General features: G+C 63.3%; 22 protein-coding genes and 1 pseudogene. 9 read left to right on the plus strand and 14 right to left on the minus strand.

The features are described 5' to 3' along the window. Positions 1 to 11 precede the first annotated feature (11 nt). Positions 12 to 1,263 (minus strand): annotated as a pseudogene (gene cobA / locus GOEFS_RS13475) (uroporphyrinogen-III C-methyltransferase). A 31-nt stretch (positions 1,264 to 1,294) separates the two neighbouring features. Then, positions 1,295 to 1,924, minus strand: a complete 630-nt coding sequence (locus tag GOEFS_RS13480; protein WP_007318479.1) for a TetR/AcrR family transcriptional regulator — start codon at positions 1,922 to 1,924, stop codon at positions 1,295 to 1,297. 211 nt (positions 1,925 to 2,135) lie between these two features. On the opposite strand from GOEFS_RS13480, the gene GOEFS_RS13485 reads away from it, so the two are divergent. Both GOEFS_RS13485 and GOEFS_RS13490 read left to right on the plus strand, forming a co-directional pair. Next, on the plus strand, positions 2,136 to 3,116 hold the full coding sequence (locus GOEFS_RS13485) for a phosphotriesterase family protein (RefSeq protein WP_007318480.1): 981 nt from the start codon (positions 2,136 to 2,138) through the stop codon (positions 3,114 to 3,116). Next, complete coding sequence (locus tag GOEFS_RS13490; RefSeq protein WP_007318481.1) at positions 3,117 to 4,658, plus strand: class I adenylate-forming enzyme family protein; 1,542 nt, start codon at positions 3,117 to 3,119, stop codon at positions 4,656 to 4,658. It begins immediately after the preceding gene. A 165-nt stretch (positions 4,659 to 4,823) separates the two neighbouring features. Here GOEFS_RS13490 and GOEFS_RS13495 read toward each other — a convergent pair whose 3' ends face one another. From GOEFS_RS13495 to GOEFS_RS13505, 3 genes are all read right to left on the minus strand, one after another. Beyond that, positions 4,824 to 6,062, minus strand: coding sequence for an SfnB family sulfur acquisition oxidoreductase (locus GOEFS_RS13495; RefSeq protein ID WP_007318482.1), 1,239 nt, complete (start codon positions 6,060 to 6,062; stop codon positions 4,824 to 4,826). Positions 6,063 to 6,184: 122 nt separating this feature from the next. After that, positions 6,185 to 6,439: a hypothetical protein gene (locus tag GOEFS_RS13500; protein ID WP_007318483.1), complete on the minus strand. Its 255-nt coding sequence runs from the start codon at positions 6,437 to 6,439 to the stop codon at positions 6,185 to 6,187. After that, positions 6,439 to 7,434, minus strand: a complete 996-nt coding sequence (locus GOEFS_RS13505) for an acyl-ACP desaturase (protein ID WP_007318484.1) — start codon at positions 7,432 to 7,434, stop codon at positions 6,439 to 6,441. Before GOEFS_RS13505 ends, GOEFS_RS13500 begins: the two co-directional genes overlap by 1 nt. Before the next feature lie 116 nt (positions 7,435 to 7,550). Here GOEFS_RS13505 and GOEFS_RS13510 point away from each other — a divergent pair, with 116 nt between their 5' ends. Next, on the plus strand, positions 7,551 to 8,228 hold the full coding sequence (locus tag GOEFS_RS13510; protein WP_040525120.1) for a response regulator: 678 nt from the start codon (positions 7,551 to 7,553) through the stop codon (positions 8,226 to 8,228). A gap of 3 nt (positions 8,229 to 8,231) precedes the next feature. Here the strand turns inward: GOEFS_RS13510 and GOEFS_RS13515 are convergent, their stop codons facing one another. The 5 genes from GOEFS_RS13515 to mqo are packed head-to-tail and all read right to left on the minus strand — an operon-like array spanning position 8,232 to position 15,328. Beyond that, positions 8,232 to 9,773 (minus strand): GAF domain-containing sensor histidine kinase, encoded by a 1,542-nt coding sequence (locus tag GOEFS_RS13515; RefSeq protein ID WP_007318486.1) that lies wholly within the window; start codon positions 9,771 to 9,773, stop codon positions 8,232 to 8,234. Next, entirely contained in the window at positions 9,770 to 11,152 is a 1,383-nt protein-coding gene (locus GOEFS_RS13520; RefSeq protein ID WP_007318487.1) for a cobyrinic acid a,c-diamide synthase CobB, read from the minus strand. The genes GOEFS_RS13515 and GOEFS_RS13520 overlap by 4 nt, the downstream gene beginning before the upstream one ends. 4 nt (positions 11,153 to 11,156) lie before the next feature. Beyond that, entirely contained in the window at positions 11,157 to 11,774 is a 618-nt protein-coding gene (cobO, locus tag GOEFS_RS13525; protein WP_007318488.1) for a cob(I)yrinic acid a,c-diamide adenosyltransferase, read from the minus strand. A 17-nt stretch (positions 11,775 to 11,791) separates the two neighbouring features. Next, complete coding sequence (locus GOEFS_RS13530) at positions 11,792 to 13,804, minus strand: VWA domain-containing protein (protein ID WP_007318489.1); 2,013 nt, start codon at positions 13,802 to 13,804, stop codon at positions 11,792 to 11,794. A 3-nt stretch (positions 13,805 to 13,807) separates the two neighbouring features. Continuing rightward, a complete protein-coding gene (gene mqo / locus GOEFS_RS13535) occupies positions 13,808 to 15,328 on the minus strand; it encodes a malate dehydrogenase (quinone) (RefSeq protein WP_007318490.1) in 1,521 nt (506 codons plus the stop codon). 174 nt (positions 15,329 to 15,502) lie between these two features. Here mqo and GOEFS_RS13540 point away from each other — a divergent pair, with 174 nt between their 5' ends. Together GOEFS_RS13540 and mtr are read left to right on the plus strand one after the other, a co-directional pair. Further along, positions 15,503 to 16,546 carry an alpha/beta hydrolase gene (locus GOEFS_RS13540; RefSeq protein ID WP_040525121.1) on the plus strand — a complete coding sequence of 348 codons (1,044 nt, stop codon included), beginning with the start codon at positions 15,503 to 15,505 and terminating at the stop codon, positions 16,544 to 16,546. Further along, positions 16,543 to 17,937, plus strand: coding sequence for a mycothione reductase (mtr, locus tag GOEFS_RS13545; protein WP_007318492.1), 1,395 nt, complete (start codon positions 16,543 to 16,545; stop codon positions 17,935 to 17,937). Before GOEFS_RS13540 ends, mtr begins: the two co-directional genes overlap by 4 nt. A gap of 14 nt (positions 17,938 to 17,951) precedes the next feature. On the opposite strand, the gene zapE is transcribed toward mtr, so the two are convergent. Next, complete coding sequence (gene zapE / locus GOEFS_RS13550) at positions 17,952 to 18,932, minus strand: cell division protein ZapE (protein ID WP_170323176.1); 981 nt, start codon at positions 18,930 to 18,932, stop codon at positions 17,952 to 17,954. Between the two features lie 40 nt (positions 18,933 to 18,972). Here zapE and GOEFS_RS13555 point away from each other — a divergent pair, with 40 nt between their 5' ends. After that, the gene (locus GOEFS_RS13555) at positions 18,973 to 19,557 is read left to right on the plus strand and encodes a TetR/AcrR family transcriptional regulator (protein ID WP_007318494.1); all 585 of its coding nucleotides are present in this window, start codon (positions 18,973 to 18,975) and stop codon (positions 19,555 to 19,557) included. A gap of 7 nt (positions 19,558 to 19,564) precedes the next feature. Here the strand turns inward: GOEFS_RS13555 and GOEFS_RS13560 are convergent, their stop codons facing one another. Genes GOEFS_RS13560 through map form a run of 3 tightly spaced genes read right to left on the minus strand, consistent with a single transcriptional unit; the run spans position 19,565 to position 22,873 of the window. Continuing rightward, positions 19,565 to 20,422 (minus strand): alpha/beta fold hydrolase, encoded by an 858-nt coding sequence (locus tag GOEFS_RS13560; protein WP_007318495.1) that lies wholly within the window; start codon positions 20,420 to 20,422, stop codon positions 19,565 to 19,567. A 37-nt stretch (positions 20,423 to 20,459) separates the two neighbouring features. Further along, positions 20,460 to 21,965 carry a cobyric acid synthase gene (locus GOEFS_RS13565; protein WP_007318496.1) on the minus strand — a complete coding sequence of 502 codons (1,506 nt, stop codon included), beginning with the start codon at positions 21,963 to 21,965 and terminating at the stop codon, positions 20,460 to 20,462. A 29-nt stretch (positions 21,966 to 21,994) separates the two neighbouring features. Then, positions 21,995 to 22,873: a type I methionyl aminopeptidase gene (gene map, locus GOEFS_RS13570; RefSeq protein WP_007318497.1), complete on the minus strand. Its 879-nt coding sequence runs from the start codon at positions 22,871 to 22,873 to the stop codon at positions 21,995 to 21,997. On the opposite strand from map, the gene GOEFS_RS13575 reads away from it, so the two are divergent. Genes GOEFS_RS13575 through GOEFS_RS13585 form a run of 3 tightly spaced genes read left to right on the plus strand, consistent with a single transcriptional unit; the run spans position 22,872 to position 25,872 of the window. Beyond that, positions 22,872 to 24,017, plus strand: a complete 1,146-nt coding sequence (locus tag GOEFS_RS13575; protein ID WP_007318498.1) for a heme/hemin ABC transporter substrate-binding protein — start codon at positions 22,872 to 22,874, stop codon at positions 24,015 to 24,017. The genes map and GOEFS_RS13575 overlap by 2 nt on opposite strands. Beyond that, entirely contained in the window at positions 24,014 to 25,090 is a 1,077-nt protein-coding gene (locus GOEFS_RS13580; RefSeq protein WP_007318499.1) for a FecCD family ABC transporter permease, read from the plus strand. The genes GOEFS_RS13575 and GOEFS_RS13580 overlap by 4 nt, the downstream gene beginning before the upstream one ends. Further along, positions 25,084 to 25,872 (plus strand): heme ABC transporter ATP-binding protein, encoded by a 789-nt coding sequence (locus GOEFS_RS13585; RefSeq protein ID WP_007318500.1) that lies wholly within the window; start codon positions 25,084 to 25,086, stop codon positions 25,870 to 25,872. The genes GOEFS_RS13580 and GOEFS_RS13585 overlap by 7 nt, the downstream gene beginning before the upstream one ends. The last annotated feature ends 26 nt before the right edge of the window (positions 25,873 to 25,898 follow it).

Genomic DNA, 25,898 nt, shown 5'->3' on the forward strand with positions numbered 1-25,898 from the left:
ATATTCGCGGGTTACGATGCCGCGTCAGTGAACCCCGCGACATCACCGATCACCACGATCGCCGGCGGTTTGAGTTGCTGTTCGGTGGCCGTCTGAGCGGCTTCCGCGAGGGTTGTTCGCAGTACCCGTTGCGAGGGCAGCGACGCGTTTTCGATCAGGGCGACGGGTGTGCTCCCGGCGCGACCGCCGTCGAGAAGTGCGGTCGCGAAGGCGTCGACCCGTTCGACCGCCATCATCAGCACGATCGTGCCGCGCAGCCGGGCAAGAGCGGCCCAGTCGGTTAGCGAGTCCGGATGCCCGGGCGGCACGTGGCCCGACGCGATAACCACCTCGTGAGTAACACCGCGATGAGTGACCGGGATACCGGCCAACGCGGGCGCTGAGATGGAACTGCTGATTCCGGGCACGACGGTAACCGGCACGATCTGCCTCCACGCACGCCTGCAACTCTTCGAAGCCGCGACCGTAGACATATGGATCGCCACCCTTGAGCCGCACCACGAATTTGCCGGATTGAGCGCGATCGACGAGGACGGCATTGATCGCCTCTTGTTTCATCGCGCGCCCGTAGGGAACCTTGGCGGCGTCGATTACCTCGACGTCGGGTCCTAGCCCAGCCAATAGCTCGGCGGGCGCGAGGCGGTCGGCGACCACGACGTCGGCTTGAGCCAGCAAGGCCCGGCCGCGCACGGTTATCAGATCAGGGTCACCCGGACCGCCGCCTACCAGCGCGACGCCGGCCGGATGCTTCTCGTCGTCGATCGGCGCGATCGTCGTCGAGCCGTCGAAGACGGCAGCTACCAGGTCCCGGGCCCGTGCCGAGCGTCGATGATCACCCGCGGCGAGCACCCCGAACGTCAGCGCACCGTGGCTACCGCTGGCCGGCGTGACGGCGGAACCGCCGCGCGCGTCATCGGCGCGGACGCAGAAGATACGTGAGCGGTCTGCTTCCGCGACCACGGCCGCGTTAACCGCCGGATCGTCGGTACACGCGATGGCGTACCAGGCGCCGTCAAGGTCACCGTCGGCATAGGCCCGACGATGGACGTGGACGGCGGGATTCGATTCGACCGCCGGCGTCGGGTCGATGGCCACTACATGCACCTGTGCACCCGATGCGATCAGATTCGGCACCCGACGTTGCGCAACCGAACCCCCGCCCACTACAACCACTTTCCGGCCCGACAGATTCAGCCCCGCCAGATAGTGCGGTACGCCGTTCGACGTGTCGTCGGAATCATTGTGGGACGGGGGTTGTGGCATGGGAGAAAATGTTACCGACGACGGCGGCGTCTCACCGAGGCAGGCGTAGGGCGTTCACCCATAAATCGGTGCAGGTTTGCACCATCGCGTCGAAGTCGACTTCCTCTTCGAAGCAGAATGTGTGAAACGCGACGCGAGACACCATGGCCGACAATGCTTTTGCCGAAAGGTCGGGATCGAGATCGGGATCGGCCAGGCCGTCGGCCTGTAATGCGGCGATGGCGCGGGCGTTGCGTTCCACGAACGCGTTGCTCCGCGCCCTGCGCACACCGCGAAACTCCGAGTCGATCGCCGCCACCTGATCGAGCAGCTTCATCATCTTGGCGTTGCGCCGATATCCGTCCAGGTAGGCACGATTTGCCATTTCGATCTGACCGCGCAGCGAACCATCGCCATGCGTCGGGACCTGGGGATGGAGCATATCGTCCTGAATCTTCTCCAGCACCGCCTGGAGAATCTCGGCCTTGTCGGTGAAGTACGTGTAAAACGTGCCCGTCGAACAACGAGCCGACGTGGTGATGTCACTGAGTTTGGTGTCGACATAACCCTTGCGCTCGAATACCCGCCGGGCGGCCGCGATCAGGTTCGCGCGGGTGCGTTCTCCGCGGGCGGTGATCGGTTCGCGTTGTGCCGTCGTGTCGGCGAGGACGGGGATCTCCATCAGGCACACCTAACCATCGACAACCACTTCGAGCCACGCACGATGTGGCGAATGTTGATCATCACGCTCTCCCAACGTGCCAATCGGTCCAGTTCAACGGTCAGTTCTGACACTTGAACCTGAAACTAGGTTCAAGTGGCTTCAGAATGCCATATGGTGACTGACACCACAGATAGTTCCGCGGTAGTGCGGCGTCACAGCAGGAGGATTCGTGACAACAGTCGAGACAGTCAAAGGTCAGGTCGACGTCGAAGATCTGGGCACCGTGCTCATGCACGAGCACGTCTTCACCATCAGCACCGAGATCCGGGAAAACTACCCGAACTATCCGGACCCGTGGGACGAGGAACATCGAGTCGCCGACGCCGTCGCGAAACTTACCGAGGCGACCACTCGCGGGGTGAGGACCATCGTCGACCCCACCGTCATCGGGCTCGGCCGATACATTCCCCGCATCCAGCGCATCAATGCTCAGGTCGACATCAACATCGTCGTCGCCACCGGCATTTACACGTATCACGAAGAGCCCGTGCAGTTTCACTTCACCGGTCCGGGCCGCATCTTCGACGTGAAGGTGGATCCGATGACCGAACTATTCGTCGGGGATATTCGCGAGGGTATCGCTGATACGGGCGTCAAGGCCGGTCTGCTGAAGTGTGCGATCGACGAGTACAGCCTCACCACCGGCGTAGAGCGGGTGATGCGAGCGGTGGCTCAGGCGCATGTCGAGACCGGGACACCGATCACCGTCCACACCCATGCCGCCGACAAGACCGGGCTGATCGCGGCCAAGGTGTTCGGCGAGGAGGGTGTGGATATGTCGAAGGTCGTCATCGGCCACAGCGGCGATTCGACCGATCTCGACTATCTCAAGGAGCTCGCGGCCACCGGCGCGATCTTAGGTATGGACCGATTCGGCATTGATGTCTTCTCTCCCTTCGAGGATCGCGTCAATACGGTCGCCGGGATGGTCGAGGCCGGATACACCTCGCAGATGGTGCTGGCGCATGACGCCTCCTGTTACAGCGACTTCTATCCCGAAGCGGCCGTCACCGCGGCTCTACCGAATTGGAAGTACACCCATATCTTCGACGATGTCCTCCCCGCCCTGCGCGAACGCGGCGTCACCGACGAACAGATCACCACCATGCTGGTCGACAACCCGCGCGCCTACTTCTCCGGGGCCAAGTAGATGGCGGACCGCACCGTCATCCCGATCAGTCGCGACCACAATCCTTTTGCACAGGAAGGTGTTTCGGTCGACGACTTCGGCGTCCCCCATTTCGACGAACTACCGGCTTCACTGGTCGCCATGCTGCGCAGGCAAGTCGAACGACGCCCAGACACGGAGGCGCTGGTAGAGCTGGGCGGCGAGCGACTCACCTATCGGGAGTTGTGGGATCGCGCCGCCCGGGTAGCCGGCGGCCTTCGCGCACAAGGCCTTTCGCCTGGGGACCGCGTAGCAGTGCGGTATCGGGCCGGCAACACCTGGGTCATCGCGTTCTGGGGTGTCATCTTCGCCGGCGGCGTCGTCGTGGCCGTCAATACTCGTTCGACGCCAACGGAAACCGAGTTCGTCCTCACTGATTCGGGTACGACTATCGATCTCGCCGACGGCACTCCCCTTCCCGACGGCGACCCCTATCTGCAAGAGGGACTTGGTCTTTCGGATACCGCGGCGTTCTTCTACACCTCGGGAACCACCGGCAGCCCCAAGGGCGTGCCCACCAGTCACGAAGCCTTCCTGACCAATACTGAGAACGTGGCGCGATGTTTCGCCATCCCCGCCGACATCGGCGAAGGATTGCGGACGCTGATCAGCGTGCCCCTCTTTCATGTGACCGGCTGCAATTCCCAACTGCTCGTCGCTGCCTTCTACGGTGGTACCGCGGTGATCATGCCCGCACTCGATCAGCAGTTGCTGATCGAGTCCCTGATCGCCGAGAAGATCACCTTCATGGTCACCGTTCCCGCGATTTACGCTCTGCTGCTGCGGAATCCGGCGTTGACCGCCATCGACACATCGAAGATAGGATGGGTCGCCTACGGTGGTGCGCCCATCGCGCCGACCTTGGTGCGCGAGTTGCAATCAACGTTTCCCAACGCGCGGGTATCGAACGGCTACGGCATGACCGAGACAGCGTCGTTGATGACGGTGCTCCCGCATGAAGATGCCGTGGCGCACGCGGATTCGGTCGGCTACGCGGTGCCGTCGGTGACATTAGGACTCGCACCGCTCGATGATGCCAATCCGTCATTGGGCGAGCTTGTCGTTCGCGGCGGCAATGTGACACGCGAGTATTGGCGTCGCCCTCAGGCCACCGCGGACACCGTTCGCGACGGTTGGCTCTACACCGGCGACATCGTTCGCGTCGACGATGCCGGACGTATCTACATCGTCGACCGCAGTAAAGACATCATCAACCGCGGTGGTGAGAACGTCTCCAGTATCGAAGTCGAAGCGGCACTACTAGCGGCGCCGGGAGTACTGGAGGCGGCGGTACTCGCGGTCCCCGACGACATACTCGGCGAGAAGGTCGGCGCCGTACTCTATGGCGGCGATGCCGAAGTGAATGTCGAGGCGGTGATCGCGAATGTCGCCGAGGCGATCGCAGATTTCAAAGTGCCGCAATACGTTTCGGTCATCGACGAGCCATTGCCAAGAAACCCGGGCGGCAAAATCGTCAAGGGCCGTATCCGAGAGTCGATACGGTGGGGCGATCCGTTGAGGTAAGGGCTTGTGCGACAACGCTTCCCGAGGCATCTCGCCGTCTCGATACACCGCCGGGCTCGCAAGCTCGCACGACGGCACTCGACCATCGACAAGGTACCGCTGGTCGAGTGCCCAACGAGGCGCCAGCCGAGTCGGGTGTATCGAGACCACCTGCCACCGCACCGCTCAGATCAGCGACCCGCTCGGCGCGACGTCGTTCACCAGCTCATTTCCGACGTGGATATATTTCCACCGAGTGGGGTCATGCAACGTGTGGGTACGCGCGTCGCGCCAATAGCGATCCAGTCCGTGCTTGCGGTCGGTCGCCCCGGTGCCGGCTATCTCGAACAGTTCGTTCGCCGTGGTCACCGCGGTCTCGGCGGCGACCGCTCGCGCAGACGCCACCGCAAGTGACGCCTCGGTCGACTGAGCGCGTGTCGGCGTCAGGCCGGCCACGTCGATGGCATCAGCCGCCTCATGCAGCAACGCCCGTGCAGCCCGCACGCCGACGGCGAGTTTCCCCGTTTCATAGAGCAGATGCGAATCCTGGGAAGCCTCCGCCGCCGGACTGTCGCGGTAGACCCGAGTGCGTGTGCGTACGAATTCCGCCAGTCGCGCTAACGCGCCCTGCGCAATTCCGACATCGAGCGCCGCGTGGATGATCTGCCCGTAGGCACCGTCCACTCGCGGCGGTTCGGCGTCGGCCACTACCGGCACCACCTGCCACGGCTGCACCACCACTTCGTCGAGAGTTGTTGTCCCGCTGTGTGTTCCACGCTGACCGAACCCATTCCAATCGTCGGTAACATGCACACCGGGAGCATCCCGCGGCACGTAGACGATGACCGACGTTCCCGACAACCCAGTCGCGTTCACCGGAATCCATTGCGCCGTATAGGCTCCGGTGCTGTAGTACTTCGTGCCGGTGAGCCTCACCAGCCCGTCAACCTCGGACAACGCGGTCGTCCACTCCGCCATGCCGTTCGACTTTGATCCCGCGTTACGCTCCGCCTGCGCGTTGCCAAGCCGGTTTCCGTCAATCACCAAGCGACCGAAGAAGTCCCGCTGCTCGGGCGTGCCATGAACCAGAGCGTGCCGCAGAAAGTAGAAGTGGTTCTGTAACACCTGCGCGATCGATCCATCCGCTGCCGCGAGCGTCGCCACCACATCAACAAGTGTTTTGGTCGACACCGCGGCCCCGCGCAGTTCAGTCGGAACAGTGATGCCAAGCAACCCGGATAGCCGGATCCGCTCGAGTTCGGCCGTTGGCGTGGAGCCGTCACGGTCGCGCTCGGCCGCGCCTATTTCGAATTCGGCGGCCAGTTCGGCGGCGACCTTAAGCGCCTCCTCTTCCGATCCGATGACCGACGCGCTCGGTAGCGAATCGTTCCAAGTTGACACATCGGACGGCGGCGTGGCTGGCACTTAGGCTCCAATCGACAAGTGGATACTTCCGTACCGTATCGCCACAACACGGGATTACAACCGTTGAAATCGCGCCGATCCCAATCACCTGAAATTGGCGAGCGCCACCCGACCACAGTCGCTCAGAAGTCAATTCGGCCCGCTCGCCTCAGGTGATCCCATACGTCGGCGACCGGGATACCTTCTCGATGCGCGAGTGTCTTGATCAACTCGGCCAGGACCTGCGAACTCACGTAGGCGGCGTGCGGATCGCTCGTTCGAATCGAATTCCACCACGTCATATTCGAACAATCGGCGGCCTCGGCCATCGCGATCACCGTGCCGAATCCGTCAGTCTCGTCAGCGCATTGGCGTCCCTGATCGGCGATCACAGTCATCACGCGCTCCGCTTCGCGCTACGCGCCAGTGCCCGCGCACGCGACTCCTCGAACCGCACGACCTTACTCTCCAGATCGTTCAAGAAATCCGCGAGTTGATCCCGGTAATACTCCCCCGACGGCCCTAAATCATTGCGGGAGAATATCTTCCATTTCCGTAGCACCGGCCGCAATACTTCATTGAGGTGCTGGGGCAGATCGTAGATCGCCCCTTTCGCGATCAGTACCGCGTTCCGGCGGAAGCCGGGCATCGACGATCCCGGCATCGCGAAATTCGACACGATCGTATAGATCGCCGCCATCGCTTCGTCGGGCACCACATCGAGGGCGGCGGCCATCACGTTGCGGTAGAACAACATATGAAGGTTCTCGTCGGCCGCGACTCGTCCGAGCATCGCGTCAGCGATCGGATCCCCGCACGCTTTACCTGTGTTCCGGTGTGACACCCGCGTCGCCAATTCCTGGAAGCTCACGTAAGCCACCGCCAACAGCATTCCGATGCCGCCGCCACCGGAACCATCGATCCGCTCCGCCATTTCGGTGGGAAACGGGTTGAATCCACCCGTCATATGAACCATCCGAGTCTGTTCCAGCTCGACCGGGTCGACGCCGCGGGTAACCACCAAATAGTCCCGCATGACGATGGAGTGACGCGCCTCCTCGGCGGTCCACCGACCGACCCAGAATCCCCACGCGTCGTCGAGCGTGAAGTTCTCCGCGATCACCCGGTGATAGGACGGCAAATTGTCCTCGGTCAGCAGATTGGTGACCATCGCGGCCTTCGCCGTCTCCGAGAGGCTGGACTGCTCGGGATCCCAATCCAGCCCGCCGAGTGCGGCGAAGTTGCGGCCGTCATCCCACGGCACGTAGTCATGCGGATGCCACTCCACCGTCATCGACATATGCCGGTCCACTTCGCGCTCAACCGCCGGCAGAAGTTCTGCCAGTAGATCGTGACCGGATATCGACAGCAACGGGACCTGTTGATTCGCCATATTTCCAGCATCACCGATCTACTACGCGATGTCGTGGGCAGAAAGTCCCGAACCACCGGGACCACTCGTACGGGACTGTGGACGTCACACCGAAACGTTCCGCGTATCGTCGGGACGTGTCTGGTGATCCTGCGACCCACCCAACGATTCGTGCATTTCTGGTCGATGACCACGAGCTAGTGCGGCGTGGCCTGCGCGACCTCTTGGGTACCGCCACCGACATCGAGATCGTGGGCGAGGCCGCTACCGCGGCAGAGGCCCGCGTCGCGATCGCCGCCAGCCTGCCCGACGTTGCCGTCCTCGACGTCCGCCTCCCCGATGGCAGCGGAGTGGAACTATGCCGCGACATCAGATCGGATCATCCAGAGGTGAACTGCCTGATGCTCACCTCCTATTCCGACGACGACGCCCTGATGGCAGCCGTCGTCGCCGGGGCGTCGGGTTTCGTACTCAAACAGATCCTGGGCCACAACCTGATCGCCGCTGTGCGCACCGTCGGTCTGGGTGGCTCGTTGCTCGATCGACGAAGCACCGAAGCTCTGATGAAGCGAATCCGCAGCGGCGCAACGCAAAACGACCCGCTTTCCGAACTCACCGACCGCGAACGTGACATCGTGGCGCTGATCGGCGACGGTCTGACCAACCGCCAGATCGCGCAACGCACCAATCTGGCCGAGAAGACGATCAAGAACTACGTGACGCGCGTTCTGGCCAAACTCGATATGGAACGTCGTACCCAGGTAGCTGTCCTGGCTACCGAATTACGCACGGAGCGTAAAGATTCCGGCCGCTAGCCATCAGTCGACCAGCGGTACGGCCCACGTCAGCTCAGTACCGCCGCCGTGGGGCACCGCCACGGTCAGGGTGCCGCCACATTCGACAGCGCGGTCAGCCAGGTTCCGTAATCCACGCCGTTGCGCGTCTTCGGGCATCCCGTCTCCGTCATCGGTCACGGTCACGATCAGTTGGTCACCGACTGCCACCACGATCTCGACATGTACGGCCGCCGAATGGCGTAACGCGTTGCTCAATCCTTCGCGCACAACGGCTTCCAAATGCGATGCCAATGAAGTCGGCACCAAAGTGTCCACCGCACCGTCGAATCGCACCGTCGGAGTCAGGTGCGCATGCGCGGCCAACTGTTCGATCACGTCGAGAACCCGGCGCCGGATACTCGCCTCCGACGCCCCCTCGGAGACCGACTGCAGCTCGAAGATCGAGGTACGGATCTGAGCGACTGTCGAATCCAAATCGCCGATGACCGCCGCGAGCCGGGATTCAAGATCCGCCGAACCCGACCCTGGCGTGAGCGACATTGTTTGCAGCGCGATTCCAATCGCGAATAACCGCTGAATCACATGGTCGTGCAGATCGCGGGCAATCCGGTGCCGATCTTCGAGCACTTCCAAGTCTCGCGCTATTTGTTGGCGCTCGTCGTAAGCGATTGCCAGCGAGGCGATCTCGGCCACACCAGCCAGGCCCGCGTATACCTCCGACGGAAGATGCGGGTCCCGGGCGTAGGTCAACGAAAGGCGGCCAATCGTACTGTCGCCCGCGGTCAGTGGCTGATCGATCACCCAGTCTGCCTCGGCAGTCACATCCGCGCCGAATCCACCGAGTCGGCGATCCTGGCCTCCGTATGCGGTGAACAACGCGACGCCGTCGGCGCCGGTCAATTCGGCGACATCGGCACACAGACCATCAAGGGTGTCGCGCAACGCGATTCCGGCCAGCGGTTCCGAGCCGCGCCGGGCAAGAACCTCCACCCAGCGCTGCCGTATCCGCGTTTGTTCAAACAGTCGCGCATTGTCGACGGCGACCCCCGCTGCGACCGCCAACACGCCGATCATCGCCTCGTCGGTGCTGTCAAACCGCGCGGCGGATTGTTTCTCGGTCAGATAAATGCTGCCGAATATGTTGCCGCGCACCAGGATCGGTGCACCCAGGAAGGTCTTCATGGGTGGGTGATTCGGCGGAAAACCGACCGACGCCGGATGCGCTCTGAGATCACCGATCCGCAGAACGTGCGGATCGTCCAGCAGCACACCAAGAACCCCGTGTCCCACCGGTAGATGTCCCATCGAGGCACGTGTCCGCTCGTCGATTCCGGTGTAGACAAATTCTTTGAGCAACCCGCTGTGTTCGGCCCGAACGCCAAGCGCGCAGTAGCGCGCACCGAGGACGCGCGCGGCGACATCCACGATCCGCTGCAGCGCTTCATCGAGGTCGAGTCCGCGCCCCACTACGAGCACCGCGTCTAACAGCTCACGCAGCTGGCGCGGATCATCTATGTCGCCGACGATGCTGTGCGGGCCCTCGCCCCGGTCTAAAAAGCTCACACTGGCCCACGGTACGACGTCGCTGCCGCGACGAATCGCGCGATGGCTCGCGGTACGGCAGCGGGATGGATGTGCAGAAATGATCCATGTATCCCTCCGGAGACCAGGCCGTCGGTGGCCGCACCGGTGTCGGTACGCCATCCCCATGCGGCATCGCCGACGCCGGTCACCGTCGAGCGATGGAACTCGTGGCCGGTCACGCGCTCTCCGGCGCGGTAGAGGACGTTGTCTTGCAGACACACCGCGTCGCGATAGCCCAACGTCAGCGACTGCGTGAACATCGCCGTCGCGTCCAAGACCCCCGACATCGGGTGATTATCGAGTGCCCCACACAGATACAGGTAACCGGCACATTCGCCGTGCAGGGGGCCGCCGCCTCGCACATGCGCGCGGAGGTCGTCGCGCAAGAGTTCATTCGCGGCGAGTTGCTCGGCGTACTCCTCGGGAAACCCACCGCCGATTACGACACCGGCCGTACGGTCGGGCAGCCTGTCGTGCAATGGGTCGAATGTGACCACGTCGGCACCCGCCGCGGCCAGCAACTCCGCGTGTTCGGCATAGCCGAAGGTAAACGCGGCGCCGCCAGCCATCGCAATGACTGGATCGCCGATCACCTTGTCCCCCAACGCTTCCGACGACGACCACAACGGACCATTCACTTGGCTCCGCCGTCGCGCGGTGGCCTCGACCGCGGCGAGGTCGATCGCACCACCGATCGCCGCCGCCATCGCATCGACGGCCCGCTCAGCTTCGGGCGCACGTTCGGCCGCCGGAATCAGGCCAAGGTGTCGCGACGGCACCGCGAGTCCTGCGTCGCGACGCACCGCACCCAACACCGGCAGCCCGACCTGCACGCACGCTGCCCGCAACACCGACTCGTGCCTCGGCGATCCGACACGGTTCAGGATCACCCCGGCGATGGTCACCGACGCGTCGAACGAAGCGAAACCGTGCAGAAGGGCCGCGAGCGACTGACTATGCCCGGCGGCATCCACCACGAGTACTACCGGAGCCCCCAAAATCGACGCGACCTGCGCCGTCGACCCGAAACCGCCGGGTGTCGCGCCAACGACCTCGGTCCCGATCCGACCGTCGAACAGGCCCATCACACCTTCGACAACTGCGATGTCTGCGCCCGCACAGCCGGCTGCGAACAGCGGGGAAATAAGCTCTGCACCAACAAGATTCGGATCGAGATTGCGTCCCGGCCGGCCGGCCGCGACGGTGTGATAGCCCGGGTCGATGAAGTCCGGACCTACCTTGAACGGTGCGACCTTGAGCCCGGCCCGCCGTAACGCGCCGATCAATCCGGTTGTCACGGTGGTCTTTCCGCTGCCCGACGAGGGCGCGGCGATGACGATCGCGGGAGTCGAACTCACCCGATCACCACTCGATCCCCTTCTGCCCCTTACGACCCTGATCCATCGGGTGCGCGACCTTACGCATCTCAGTTACCAGGTCGGCGGCGTCGATCAGTGCCTGCGGAGCGCGGCGGCCAGTGATAATCACGTGCTGCCGCCCGGGCCGATCACGTAGCGTGTCGACGACCTCGTTGACGTCGATCCATCCCCAGTCCAATGGATAGGTGAACTCATCGAGCACATAGAAATCGTGCTCCTGCGCGGCGATTCGGCGGCTGATCTCCACCCAGCCGGCGCGCGCCGCATCGGCATGGTCGTCACCGTGATCGGCATTGGACCGCAACCACGACCAGCCCTGCCCCATTTTGTGCCATTCCACCGGCCCGCCCTCGCCGGTTTGCTGGTGTACCTTACCCAACGTCTCCAGCACGGATTCTTCGCCGACTCGCCACTTAGCGCTTTTCACGAACTGAAAGACGGCGACATTCAGACCCGCATTCCACGCCCGCATCGCCATACCGAACGCGGCGGTCGACTTCCCCTTACCGTCGCCGGTGTGAACTCCGAGGATCGGGGTATTTCGCCGCTGCCTGGTGGTCAACCCATCGTTGGGCACATTCTCCGGAACACCTTGTGGCACAGTAATTCTTCTCCCGGTCAGGCGGCGGCGCGCACCGCTGCGACGATAGACGACTGCGTCAAGTCTGTCATCGCCAGACAGGGCGCGTGCAAGTGCCGCGCCAACTGTGCGGCCAGGCCTAGCCGGATCATGCCCTGTTCGCAGTCGATGACGACCGCGTCGATATGACGTCGCGCGATGCCGCGTGCGGCGGCCGATGCGCGCCCCAGGGCATCGGCCCCCGAGGTCGCGCGACCATCGGTCAGCACCACTAACAGCGGCCGACGCTCCGGCTCTCGCCGGGCCGCGGCGGATATCACCGCCAGTGATTGTGCGAGTGCCTCGGCGAGCGGCGTGCGGCCGCCGACCCGAACCCTACTGAGTCGCGATACCGCGAGATCCACCGATCGCGTCGGCGGAACCACCACCTCGGCCCGCTCGCCGCGAGCTATCACCACGGCCACTCGATCGCGCCGCGTGTACGAATCACGAAGCAGGTCAACACATCCGCGAGTGACGGCGTCGAGCCGCTTGCGCGCAGTCATCGATCCGGATAGATCGAGTAGGAAGACCACCAGGTTGCCCTCGGTGCCCACTCGCTGAGCACCACGGAGGTCGTCGCCGGTAACAGCGACACGAGCTGAAGAAATATCGTCCCCCTGACGGGGACCGAAGGGCATATTGCCCTCCGTGTGAGCTGAGGGGGACGAAATTTCCAGGCGGCGGTTCGCGTCTTGCGACTGCGGCATGCCCGCGTGGACGGCCCGCTCGATCGCCGCCATCGCGGTGCCGACCACATGAACGGCCCGCCCTGGTGTGAAATCTATTGCCCGCGTGGTCATTCCGCGATCACCATAGGCTTTGGAACGACGCCCCGAGGCGCCGGTACCAAGTCCGGCAACGCGCAGGTTCCTGATCCGCGAGGGTGGACCGGCGGGCGCGGAGAATCGCGCGCCCGGCGCCCCGGCCGGTCCGTCATCGGGTGTGTCGACGCCACCGCCTGGCCCGTCATCAGGGCCGTCGTCATCAGGTCCGCCGCCGTCAGGTCCGTCGTCGTCGGGACCAGGACTGTCGGGATCGTCGTCGGGTTTAGGCGGCTCGGGGTCACCGGCCGCCTGGTCACCCGCGTCCATCGCGTCATCGACCTGCTGGTCGCTCAACCCCGATTCGTCGAACGGATCGCGTCGGCGCCGATGCGGCAACGCGAGCTCGACCGCAACCCGCACGTCGTCGGCGGTGATCGCATCTCCGCCCCGCCACGCCGCGTGTGCGGTTGCCGCGCGGGCCACCACGATGTCGCCGCGCATACCGTCGACGTCGAGATGTGCACATATCGCGGCGATCCGCCGCAATTCGGTCACCGGCAACTCGACGCTCCCGATAGTGGCCCGTGCCTGCCGGATCCGCCTGGTCAACTCCGCCTCGTCTTCGGCGAATCGCTGGACGAAAGCTGTTGGATCCGAATCGAATTCTAGGCGACGCGTGACAACCTCCACCCGCTCCTCGACGTCGCGGGCAGCGACCACGTCGACCGCCAGCCCGAATCGATCGAGCAACTGAGGACGCAGCTCGCCCTCTTCCGGATTCATCGTGCCGACCAAGACGAATTCGGTCGACGAGGTATGGGAAATGCCGTCGCGCTCGACGGTCACTCGACCACTGGCGGCGGCGTCGAGCAACACGTCGACGAGGTGATCGGCAAGGAGATTGACCTCGTCGATGTACAGCACACCGCGGTCGGCGCGGGCCAGCAGGCCCGGAGTGAACACGGCTTCGCCGTCGCGCAGTGCCCGCGTGACGTCGAGTGAGCCGACGACCCGGTCTTCGGTTGCGCCTATCGGCAGGTCAACCACCGGCCGGGGATGCCCGGACTCGCCGAGTAGTGGGCCAAGACCGCGCACAATTGTCGACTTGGCCGTGCCCTTCTCACCGCGGATCAGCACTCCACCGATCCCCGGGGCGATCGCGGACAAGATCAGCGCGAGTTTGAGCTGATCCTGACCAACAACCGCACTGAACGGGTAGTCGACACGTTCCGGCGCGGCCGACATCGGTTAGACGCTGGTCGGTGCGGGCGAGTTCTGCCGCGCCGCGTCGGTGCGAGAGTTGGTGAGCTGCAAGCTTTTGCTCGACCAATCCCACACCTCGCCGAAGAGCGCGGTGTTATCCGACAGTTTCTGACCGAACGAAGGAATCATCTCGATCAGCTTGGATCGCCAGCCTTCGAAGCTGCCGGGGAAGCATTTGGACAACACATCAAGCATGGCGGGAACCGCGGTCGAGGCACCCGGCGAGGCGCCGAGCAGACCCGCGATGGTGCCATCTTCGGCGGCGACGACGGCGGTGCCAAATTCCAGCGAGCCGCCCACGCCGGTCTTGCGGATCACCTGGACACGTTGCCCGGCGGTCACGAACTCCCAGTCACCGGCGACCGCGCGCGGCGCGAACTCGTTGAGAGTCTCGATACGGTCGGCGGTGCTCGCGGCGAGTTCGCTGATCAGGTATTTGAGGAGCCCGAATTCCTGAGGTGCGATGGACAGCATCGGCAGCAGATTATTCGGCTTGACCGAACTCACGAGGTCGGTGAGCTTGCCGTTCTTGAGGAATTTCGGCGACCAGCCAGCATAGGGACCGAAGAGCAGGCCCGGCTGGTGGTTGATGACGCGAGTATCCAGGTGCGGAACCGACATCGGCGGCGCGCCAACGGCGGCCTGTCCGTAGACCTTCGCGTGATGCTGGCCGATGAGCTCGGGGTCGGTGCAGCGGATGAACTCGCCGGAGACCGGGAAGCCACCGAAACCCTTGGCCTCTTTGATCCCGGATTTCTGCAGCAGGTGCAGCGCTCCACCGCCGGCGCCGACGAAGACGAACCCGGCGTGAACCTTCAGCTTTTCGCCCGTTCGTTCGTTGGTGACCTTGACGATCCAGCTGCCATCGGACTGCTTCGACAGATTGGTGACGCGGTGGCCAAAGTAGATGTCGGCGTCACGGCCGACATAGTTCAGCAGTTGCTGGGTGAGTGCACCGAAGTCGACGTCGGTACCGTCGGTGAACCAGTTCAGCGCGACCGGATCGGAGAAGTCGCGACCGTCCGACATCAGCGGCAGACGTGCCGAGAATTCGTCGGCGTCGGTGATGTACTCCATTCCCTCGAATAGCGGGTGTCGCGACAGTTTGTCGTACCGCTTGCGCAGGTAACTAACGCCGGCCTCGCCGTGGGTGAAGCTCACATGAGGGATGGGATTGATGAACTCGGTCGGATCACCGAGGATGTTCTTATCGACCGCATGGGCCCAGAACTGGCGAGAAACCTGGAATTGCTCGTTGATGTTGATCGCCTTGTCGACGTTGACATCACCGTTGGCGTCCTGCGGGGTGTAGTTCAGCTCGCAGAGAGCCGAGTGACCGGTTCCGGCGTTATTCCACGGGTCGCTACTCTCCGCTGCCGCGGCGTCGAGCACTTCAAACAGGCTGATCGACCATTCCGGCTGCAATTGACGCAGCAATGCGCCAAGGGTGGCGCTCATGATGCCAGCGCCTACCAACACCACATCTGTCTTGATCGTTTGAGACACCCTCGCGCTCCAATTTCTTAGCGGGCTGAATTCTTGAGTCACCGGTCATTCTTCCCCATGCCCTCACAAGCGCCGACAGGGGTTCGTCAGATTGTGCGCTAGGCGACATCATGGGTGCTCAGCTACCACACGCGCACCCCGCTGACACCTGCCCGACGACGTAAGATCGAGCGCGTGAGTTCATCGACCGACGTATCGTCGACCACCAGCACCTGGCAGCCCGATCACCTCCTGGACAACTATCAACTCCTCACCCTCGAGCTGGGCCCCGATCCCGATGGTGAAGATCCGATCACCGCGACGCTGGTGCGCCGGGCCGCGCGGCTGGCGCCGGACAAGATCGTCGGAGCGGTGCTCTACGTCCACGGATTCACCGACTACTTCTTCCAAGAGCCGCTCGCCGAGTTCTTCGCTGAGCGAGGCTATGACTTCTATGCGATCGACCTGCGAAAGTGTGGACGCTCGCTGGAAAAGTCGCATACTCCGCACTACACCACCGACCTTGCCTACTACGACGTCGAACTCGATCTCGCCCTTGACAAGATCATCGACGAGATCGGTCCGGATGCACCGGTCCTTGTTGCCGCTCATTCCACCGGCGGCCTGATCACCCCGCTCTGGCTGAACCGGCTGCGGGCGCAAGATCCCGACCGGCACGCCCGGATAGCGGGTCAGCTGCTCAATAGTCCCTGGTTCGACTTGCAGGGCAAGCCGATTCTGCGTTCGCCCCTGGTCACCACGGTGCTCAAAGCTGTCGCGGCGATCCGCCCGAAGAAGGTACTCCCGCAGGAAGTGTCCGGCGCATACGGCGAAAGTTTGCACGAGAGCGCGCACGGCGAATGGGCCTACGACCTGGCCCGTAAACCGCTCGGCGGTTTCCCGGTCACTTTCGGCTGGCTCAGGGCGATCCGGGAAGGCCATGCTGCCTTGCACGAGGGGCTCGACGTTGGCGTGCCATCACTCGTATTACGTTCGGACAAAACATATTTCGGCGGTTCCTATGGACCACAGTCAGACTCCGCCGATCTGGTACTCGACGTCGGTCAGATCACCAAGTGGAGCGGTTGCCTGGGCAACCGCGTGACGTCGGTCCCGATCGCCGATGCCCGTCACGACGTATTCCTCTCGGTGCCCCGAGTTCGCGAGCGCGCCTACCACGAGGTCGATATGTGGCTGAATTCACTTGCCGCAGTGGTAGATCCGGCGCCGGCGCCATGACGACAACAGAGGTCGACGTTGCCCTGATCGGCTCCGGCAGCGGAAACACCTTCGCCAACCGCGACTTCCACGACACTTCGTTCGCGCTTTTCGAAGAGGGAGTCTTCGGCGGGACCTGCCTCAACGTCGGATGTATTCCGACCAAGATGTTCGTCTACGCCGCCGATATCGCCGACCACATCCGCGAATCCAGCCGGTACGGCGTCGAAGCGACGCTCAATTCGACGGATTGGCCGGGAATCGTCAAGCGGGTATTCGACCGGATCGATCCGATCTCGTCGGGCGGGCGCGACTACCGAGCCGATCGATCCCCGAATCTGAAACTGTACGAATCACATGTCGAATTCGACGGTCGGGACGGCGAGCGGTACCGGCTTCGTACCGCCGACAACGATCTAGTGCTGGCCGATCAGGTAGTCATCGCGGCCGGGTCACGGCCAATCATCCCCGACGTCATCGCCGGCGCCGGGGTGCGTTATTACACGAACAGTGACGTAATGCGGCTGGCCGAATTGCCCAGGCGCATGACGATTCTCGGCAGTGGCTACATCGCCGCCGAGTTCGCCCACGTCTTCTCGGCGCTGGGCACCGAGGTGACCATCGTCGCGCGCGGGCCAAAGTTGTTGCGTCATCACGATTCCGACATTTCCGGACGATTCACCGAACTCGCGACGCAGCAATGGTCGGTGCTGCTCGACCGCACCACCGTCGGCGCATCGACTCTCGGCGATGGAAGTGTCCGACTGAGTTTCGGTGACGGCTCACATGTCGACTCCGACGTCCTCCTCATCGCAACGGGTCGCCTCCCCAACGGCGACCGGCTGAATCTGGGCTCGATCGGCGTCGGACTCGACGACGACGGGCGAATCGAGCGGGACATCTTTGGCCGCACGTCCGCGCACGGCGTCTGGGCGCTGGGCGACGTCGCAACCGAACATCAACTACGCCATGTCGCTAATCACGAGACCCGTGTAGTTCAGGCAAATGTCAAAAAGGGTTGGGACGCAGCCGATCTCGTCGCCTTCGATCATCGATTCGTGCCGTCCGCGGTATTCAGCCACCCCCAGATCGCGACTGTCGGGCTGACCGAAGAACAAGCCGCGCGGGCCGGAATCGATTATGCGGTGAAGGTTCAGGCCTATGCCGATGTCGCCTACGGCTGGGCGATGGAGGACACCACCAGTTTTTGTAAGGTGCTCGCCGACCGTGCCACTGGACAACTCATCGGGGTCCATATCCTTGGGCCGCAGGCGTCAACGGTGATCCAGCCGGCCATTCAGGCGATGTCCTTCGGGCTCGGCGTACACGACATGGCCCGGGGCCAGTACTGGATACATCCGGCGTTGCCCGAGGTTCTGGAGAACGCGTTGCTGGGGTTGGAGCAGGATTAGCCGCAAAATCCCCCTCAACTTGAACAATCGGATGTCGCGGCGAGGGATTCTCCCAGTTCGCGGGGATTCTTAGCCGGCAATTGACTGAGCCGACTGACCATCCGGTCGATGTCATGCGCCCCCGAGTGCGGAGCGAACTCATCCGGCGGCACCGGCGAGGTGATAAATACCTCAATCCGCCTCTCCCACAACACATCGATGAGATTGGCGAATCTCTGCGCGGCATCGGCGCCGGCCACAGCGAGTGAGGGAACATCGGTGATCGCCCATCGCGAGTACTGCTCGGCGAGCCGCAGATAATCGACTGGCGCGGTGGGTGTCGCACACAAAGCTGCGAAGTCGAACCATACTTCGCCGTGATTGGCACGTCGAGCGATGATCGGATGGCCCGACGGTCTAAGGGTGACCTGCTCGTTTGGATTGGGCGGACTCAGCCCTGCTTCGGTCAGCTGATGGTGCGTTCCCGGGGACAGCCACGCTCCCGTCCGGCGCGCGTCGCCACGTGCCCGATAGTCCGTGCCGCCATCGCATTCGACGATCCGGAATTCTCGCTCGATCACGCCGATACACGGCTCGAACATGCTGTGAAACAACGGATTCGGCAGTAACTGCGACGGCGGATAATTGGATGTCACGATCATCCGCACCCCGGATCCGAGCGCGTGGCGGACCAAGGCGGTCACATACTGCGCGTCGGCCGGATCGTGGACGTGAAACTCATCGAAGCAGACGATCTCAACCCCTGCCAGCAACGAATCCAACGCGCGAGTCAATGAACCGCGGCTACGGATTTCCCGGTGGATATCACCGAAAACTTCGTGGAAGTGTTTGCGTAACAGCCGCTTTGACCGCATGGATGTCGTGTAGGCGTCGACCAGTAAGGTTTTACCCCGCCCCGGCGGGCCCCACAGATAGACATGTGGCCCGGTCGGGTCGCGAAGGCTATTCATCGCCGATGCTTGTGCCTCGTCAAGGCTTATCTCGCCGATCATCATCATTTGACTCTACCATCGTAGAGTCTGGTTCAATTGTGAGGTGCCACACCAACCTTCACGCCGCGAACTCATCTGCGATGCCGCGCTCACCCTCGCCGCCACCGGTGGCAATCACGCGGTGACGCATAGCGCGATCGACACCCAGCTAGGCATCGCGAAAGGTTCGACGTCGTACTACTTCCGGACACGGGCCGCGTTGATCGGCGCCGCAATCGCCTATCTCACCGACACCTCTCGAGCGGCATTCACCGAACTTATTGGCACTGCGCCCGAGAACATCACGGTTGATTCGGCAGCCGATTTCATCAGCGACTATCTCGAGGGACTACTGACGTCCCGCCGACGAGATCTCTTGGCACGCTATGCCTTTGCGCCGGATGCGGCGGCCGATTCCGCACTGGCGGATCTGTTGGCGCGATGTGTGTTCGCGCCAGATGCGGCAGCCGCACTGCTGAAGAACCTGGGCGCCAGCGATCCGCGATCACGAGCCGAGGACCTATTGAGCCTGCTCGAGGGGCTCGCTTTTGATTTCACCTACGGATCGCGCGGCCGCGCGACGAATGCGACGCCGAAGCCCGCCGTGCACGACGCGGTACGACGCTGGCTCGTCGCGCTAACCCGGTAGCCGCCCCTCAGAACGGAGACGACCGCAGCGAGACCTCGCTGGCGACTGCCGCCGGGGCCTTTTCCGGCACCCAGTGGTCGACGCCGGTCAACTCGCAAAACCGGAAGTCGGAGTACACATAACGCCCGCTCATCTCGGCTTGCGCACGACCCAATGCTTCGTCACCGTCACTCCAGATCATCGTGGTCGGCACTTCGATCGGACCACACGCCAGTTTGGCACCGATATCCCCGGTGAAATTGGCCCGGTACCAGTTCAGCGCCGCGGTCAATGCCCCCGGTTCCTGCAGTGGGGCGATCGCATCGGCCGGTACCGTGCGCCGCAACAACACCGCGTCGCGAGCGAGCAGCTTCTCCTCGGACCCCTCGGCGATGAACATTGGGATATACGACGACTTATTGCGCTGATCCTCCCCCGACTTCAACGCGTCGGTGATCGCACTGGGATGCCCGGTACTTACCGCGACCAAACCGGTCAACCGCTGCGGATACTTTGCCGCCACATGCCACGCGACCAATCCGCCCCAGTCGTGGCCTACCAACAGCACATGCGGCAGGTCGAGTGCGTCGAGCACACCAATCACGTCGGAGACCAAATGCTCAATCAGATAGTTTTCGACACCTTTGGGCCGCGCGCCCGCACTGTAGCCGCGCTGGTTGAATACGACGGTCCGTAAGCCGGCATCGAGAAGCTTCGGCACAACGTCGTTGAAGCAATCGCGGTTGTGCGGGAAACCATGCAGCAGGAGAACCGTAGGCAGATAGACCTTCTTCTTGCCCTTGGGCTTGGGGGCGTCGTCGGGTGTGCCGATTCGTACCTCGAATGTGAAGTCGCCGACCTGCACCGTACGCTGCTCGATACTCACCGCCCCACTGTAGCGAGTGCGTTGCCCGCTGGCCCGGCTAATTCAGCCTGGACCGAATTGACGGCAGTTCGCCCGCCCCGTTGGCGATGGTCTCGGCGAGGGCCGTCAGATCGATATTCGCGGTCAATAGATCCGCGATTAGATCAAGTTGCTGTTCGCGCATTTGCTCGTAGCCGACCTCGCCGACGGGCACGTCGGTCTTGCCGACCGCAGCGGCCACCTCCCGAAGAAACGCGCGACGAAACCCGTCCTCGGCCAACACGCCGTGCCAATGCGTGCCCCAAATCCCATCGCGCCGTGCCCCTTCTTCGGCTCCGCCGGCGTCGATCAGCCATGCCCGTTCGACGCTGTCGACCACCTGGCCATGGTGAATCTCGTAACCGCGCAACGGAATTCGACCCTCTATGGCAAAGCCGCGTACCTGTCGTAGGGTCTTTTCCGGAGCGAAGACGATCCGCTGATTCAACAACCCGATCCCAGCTACCTCACCTGCCCCCGACTCGACCTCATCGACGATCTCCCTTGCCAGCATCTGATAGCCGCCGCATATCGCAAGGATCGGCGCCCGTCGATGCGCTCGCTCGACGAGTGCCACGTCAAGTCCCCGGCGGCGCAGCCAGTCGAGATCAGTTACCGTCGCCCGCGTTCCCGGCACTACCACCAGGTCGGCTGAGGTGACCGACGCCGCATCGTCGACCCAGGTCACCTCGGCACCCGGTTCACATGCCAACGCCTCGACGTCAGTCGTATTGGAAATCCTGGGCAACCGGATGGCCGCGACCCTCAGCCGCTGACCGATGTGGTCGTCCGGAGGCCCCAGCCGTCGCCCTACCGCGACGCCCAACGAATCCTCGGCGTCGAGCCACAGTCCGTCGGCGAACGGGATAATTCCGAATGTCGGGCGGCCGGTGATGACGCGCAAGGAGTCGAGCCCGGGCGCCAGCAGCGCCGGATCGCCGCGAAATTTGTTGATCAGATAGCCCGCGATGAGTCGTTGATCATCTGCATCGAGGATCGCGGTGGTCCCGAACAGGTGGGCCAGCGACCCGCCGCGATCAATGTCGGAGACCAGCACGACCGGCAGGTTCGTGGCCCGCGCCAGACCCATGTTGGTGATATCCGCCGCCCGCAAGTTGATCTCCGCGACCGATCCGGCCCCCTCGCAAATCACCACGTCATAGTCACGACGCAGCGAGGAAAGTTGATCAACGACGATGCCGCGCAGCCGATTTCGCCACGACGCGTAGTCGAGTGCACCGACTTCCCCGACGGTCTGGCCCAGCACCACCACATGCGATCGACGGTCACTACCCGGCTTGAGTAGTACTGGATTGAACCGCACCGACGGCTCGACGCCAGAGGCCTGCGCTTGCATCGCCTGTGCTCGCCCAATTTCACCCCCGTCGAGGGTGACCACCGAATTATTCGACATGTTCTGAGCCTTGAACGGCGCAACGCGAACGCCCGCACGAGCTAATGCGCGACAGAGTCCAGCAACGACAAGCGATTTGCCGGCGTCAGATGTGGTGCCCCCGACCAGCATTGCGCCGGTCAGTCCCGTAAGAGGCGCCGTCACACCGGGTCGGGCAGCGTCAGGATCTCCGGGCCGTCTTCGGTGATGACCAGCGTGTGCTCAAACTGCGCGGTCCACTTGCGATCGGAGGTAACTACAGTCCAGCCGTCGTCCCATATCTCGTATCCGAGTCCGCCGAGGTTGATCATCGGTTCGATCGTGAAGACCATTCCGGGCTCGATCACGGTCGACACGTTGGGCTCGTCGTAATGCAGCACCACTAGACCGTTGTGAAATGTCTCACCAATACCGTGGCCGGTGAAGTCGCGAACGACGTTGTAGCCGAAGCGGTTCGCGTAGGACTCGATGACGCGCCCGATGACGTTCAACTCCCGGCCGGGCTTGGCGGCGTTGATGGCCCGCTCGGTCGCGATGCGGGTTCGTTCAACCAGGTCGGCGGCCTCTTGCGAGACGTCCCCGGCGAGGAAGGTCGCGTTGCAATCGCCGTGCGCACCATCGATATAAGCGGTGACGTCGATATTCACGATGTCGCCGTCTTGAATCACGGTCGAATCCGGGATGCCGTGGCAGATCACTTCGTTGAGCGACGTGCAGCACGACTTGGGAAATGCCTTGTAGCCCAACGTCGATGGGTACGCGCCATGATCGATCATGTACTGATGCGCGATTCCGTCGAGGTCATCGGTGGTGACACCCGGTGCGACCGCGCGTCCCGCTTCGGCCAGCGCGTTGGCCGCGATCTTGCCCGCTACCCGCACCTTCTCGATGGTTTCCGGGGTCTGCACCCACGGCTCGGAGCCTTCGTTGACCGAGTCCTTCCAGGCGTACTCCGGACGCTCGATGTCGTCGGGGACGCGACGGGTCGGCGACAATTTTCCTGGCACAAGTGGCTGCCGATGAGTGGAGGGTGCAGACATGAGTTCTACTGTAATCCCCCGCTACGTCGGGTCGAATCGAACCGAAGTTAGGGCAACCACACCGGTGACTAAGGTGGATCGGGTGCGAGCGATTCCAAAATCCGCGAAACCCCTCCTGCTGACTATCGGCGCTGTTGTCGCGGCGATGCTCGTTCTCGTCGGCTGCACGACAGAACCACTGGACGCCGGCAGCGGCTCATCGTCAGCCAAGCCTCAATTGCGGTCAGGGCCGTCAACCGCGACGCTCGATGGCCCGGCGGTGATCCCCATCGCCGACAATCCGGTGTCGGCACTGCCCGCTACCGCCGATTCGGTAGCGTCCGGCTCACAGCCCGCAGGCAAGGTGACGGTGACCGATGCGAGTCGCATCGTCGCGGTCGATCGCAACGGGACGTTGGGCAATATCGTCTTCTCACTCGGGCTGGGTTCCCAGGTGGTGGGGCGCGACATGTCGACGACGTTTCCGCAGGCCGCCAAACTGCCGGTCGTGACCAACCGAGGCCACAGCCTCAACGCGGAAGCGACTCTCGCGCTCAATCCGAGCGTGGTCCTAGTGGACTCGCAAACCATTCCGCCCCAAGCCGTCGAGCAGATCCGTTCATCGGGAATACCGGTTGTCGCGTTCAGCTCCACTCGCACCATCGAATCGACGCCGGCACTGATTACCTCGGTGGCCACCGCACTCGGCGTACCGGACGCCGGTGCCAAACTCGTCGCTCGGACAAAGACGCAGATTGACGCCATGCGCACCGCACTTCCCTCGCCCACCGGCAATCCTCGGATGGCATTTCTCTACATTCGCGGGCCGCGCCTGATCCTGCTCGCCGGACCAAATTCCGGCGCCGACAATCTGGTCGCCGCACTCGGCGGCCGGGACGCGGGTACCGCATCGGGCCTGACCGGTGCCTTCACCGCCGTCAATGCCGAGGCGCTGGCCAATGCCAACCCCGACGTCGTTCTGGTGATGACGCAGGGCGCCGATTCGGTTGGTGGTGTCGACGGTGTGCTCAAACTCCCCGGCCTCGCCGAGACCAACGCCGGTAAGGCACGACGGATCATTTCGATGGACGAGACCGAAATCCTGTCCTTCGGACCCGATGTGGGACGAGTACTGCAAGCCCTCGCGAAGTCGATCTACCAGTGACCGTTACCGCCGTCGAGAAGAAGACTGGCCGCCCGACCCCCAAAATCACCCGGGGCGCGGCGATTCTTGCCGGGTTGCTGGTCCTCACGATCGTGGTGGTCGTCATCTCGGCTGGCACCGGACAGATTCACATCTCCCCCGGCGAAGTCCTGGGCAGTATTGCCCACCACTTCCGACTCGACATCGGGCCGATGCCGTCGGACCCGCAAGGCGAACACACGTTGTGGACCATCCGGTTGCCGCGAATCATATTGGGGCTCTTGATCGGAGCCGCGTTGGGTACGGCCGGCTGCTTGATGCAGGGTGTGTTAGCAAACCCGCTCGCCGAGCCGGGTGTCGTCGGCGTGTCTTCGGGCGCCGCGGTCGGCGCCTGCGCGGTCATCGTTATCGGCGGTGTCGGGGTCAACGGCTGGCTCCTGGCCGCCGCGGCGTTTGTCGCAGCCTTGATCACGGTGGCCGCCGTGTATGTGATGTCGCTGCGCAACGGCACGTCGTCGTCGATCATGTTGGTACTCACCGGAATCGCCGTGAATGCCTTCGCGCTCGGCATCATCGCCTACTTCACGTTCCTCGCGTCGACCGCGGCGCGCGAACAGATCGTCTTCTGGCAGTTGGGCTCCCTGACGGCGTCGACGTGGGGCGCCATTTGGGTGGTACTCCCCTTGGTGGTCGCGGGAGTCGGGGCCGCATTCCTGTTGGTTCGCAAACTCGATCTGCTCGCCTTAGGCGAAGTCCAGGCGGCATCTCTTGGCGTGGACGTGGAGTCGGTGCGGCGGCAAACCATTGTGCTGGTTGCCATCTTGACCGCAGCAGGTGTCGCGTTCACCGGAATTATCATGTTCGTCGGGCTGGTCATTCCTCACGTGATGCGGCTGATCGTCGGGCCGCGTCACTCAATCTTGTTACCCGCCAGTGTGATCGGCGGTGCGCTCGTCATCGCCGCGGCCGATCTCGCCGCCCGTACGATGATGACCGGCGCCGACCTACCTCTCGGCATGCTGACGTCGTTGATCGGCGGACCCGCGTTCTTCATTCTGCTGCGCCGCAGCCGCAATGTGGGGGCGTCGTGGTGATCGGCGATCGAGCGAGTGTTCTTGCCGCACATAATGTCTCGATAGCGCTCGATGGTCGGCAGATCGTTTCCGATGTCGAGTTGTCGGTGGCCAGCGGGGAGATTGTCGCGCTCGTCGGCCCCAACGGCTGCGGCAAGTCGACCCTGCTGTCAGCACTGGGCGGCTTTCGCGCACCGTCGTCGGGACATGTCGAGTTATGCGGCGAGGCGGTCAGCGCGCTCGCGGCGAAGGAAATGGGCCGACGTCGAGCCGTTGTGACACAACACAATCGACCCGATATCGGCTTCACCGTCGGCGAGGTCGTGGAGATGGGCCGCTACCCATGGACTCGAACCCCACAGGCCGCCGAATCCGCGCGGATCATCGCGGAAGCCATCGCCGATTGCGACCTCGCCGAACTCGTTGATCGGCCCGTGTCCCGACTGTCGGGCGGCCAGCAGGCTCGCGTCTCGCTGGCTCGTGCCCTAGCGCAGCGCACCCCGGTCCTCTTGCTCGACGAGCCGACCGCGGCTCTCGACATCGCACATCAGGAGGCGACGCTGCAAGTTCTGCGGCGCGCACGTGACCGTGGCGTCGCCATACTCATTGTGGTGCACGACCTTTCGCTCGCAGCCGCCTATGCCGACCGGGTGGCTCTGATGAAATCCGGGCGAATCGTCGCGAGCGGCACGCCCGAGACAGTGTTGACCGACACGTTGCTCTCGGAGATCTACGATCACCCGGTTGAGATTATCGCGCATCCGCGCACGGGTCAGTCGGTGATCGTGCCGCGGCGCGAGTGAATTACGCTCGCAGTGGCGACCGCGCC

Source organism: Gordonia effusa NBRC 100432 (assembly GCF_000241305.1).
Lineage (GTDB): Bacteria > Actinomycetota > Actinomycetes > Mycobacteriales > Mycobacteriaceae > Gordonia > Gordonia effusa.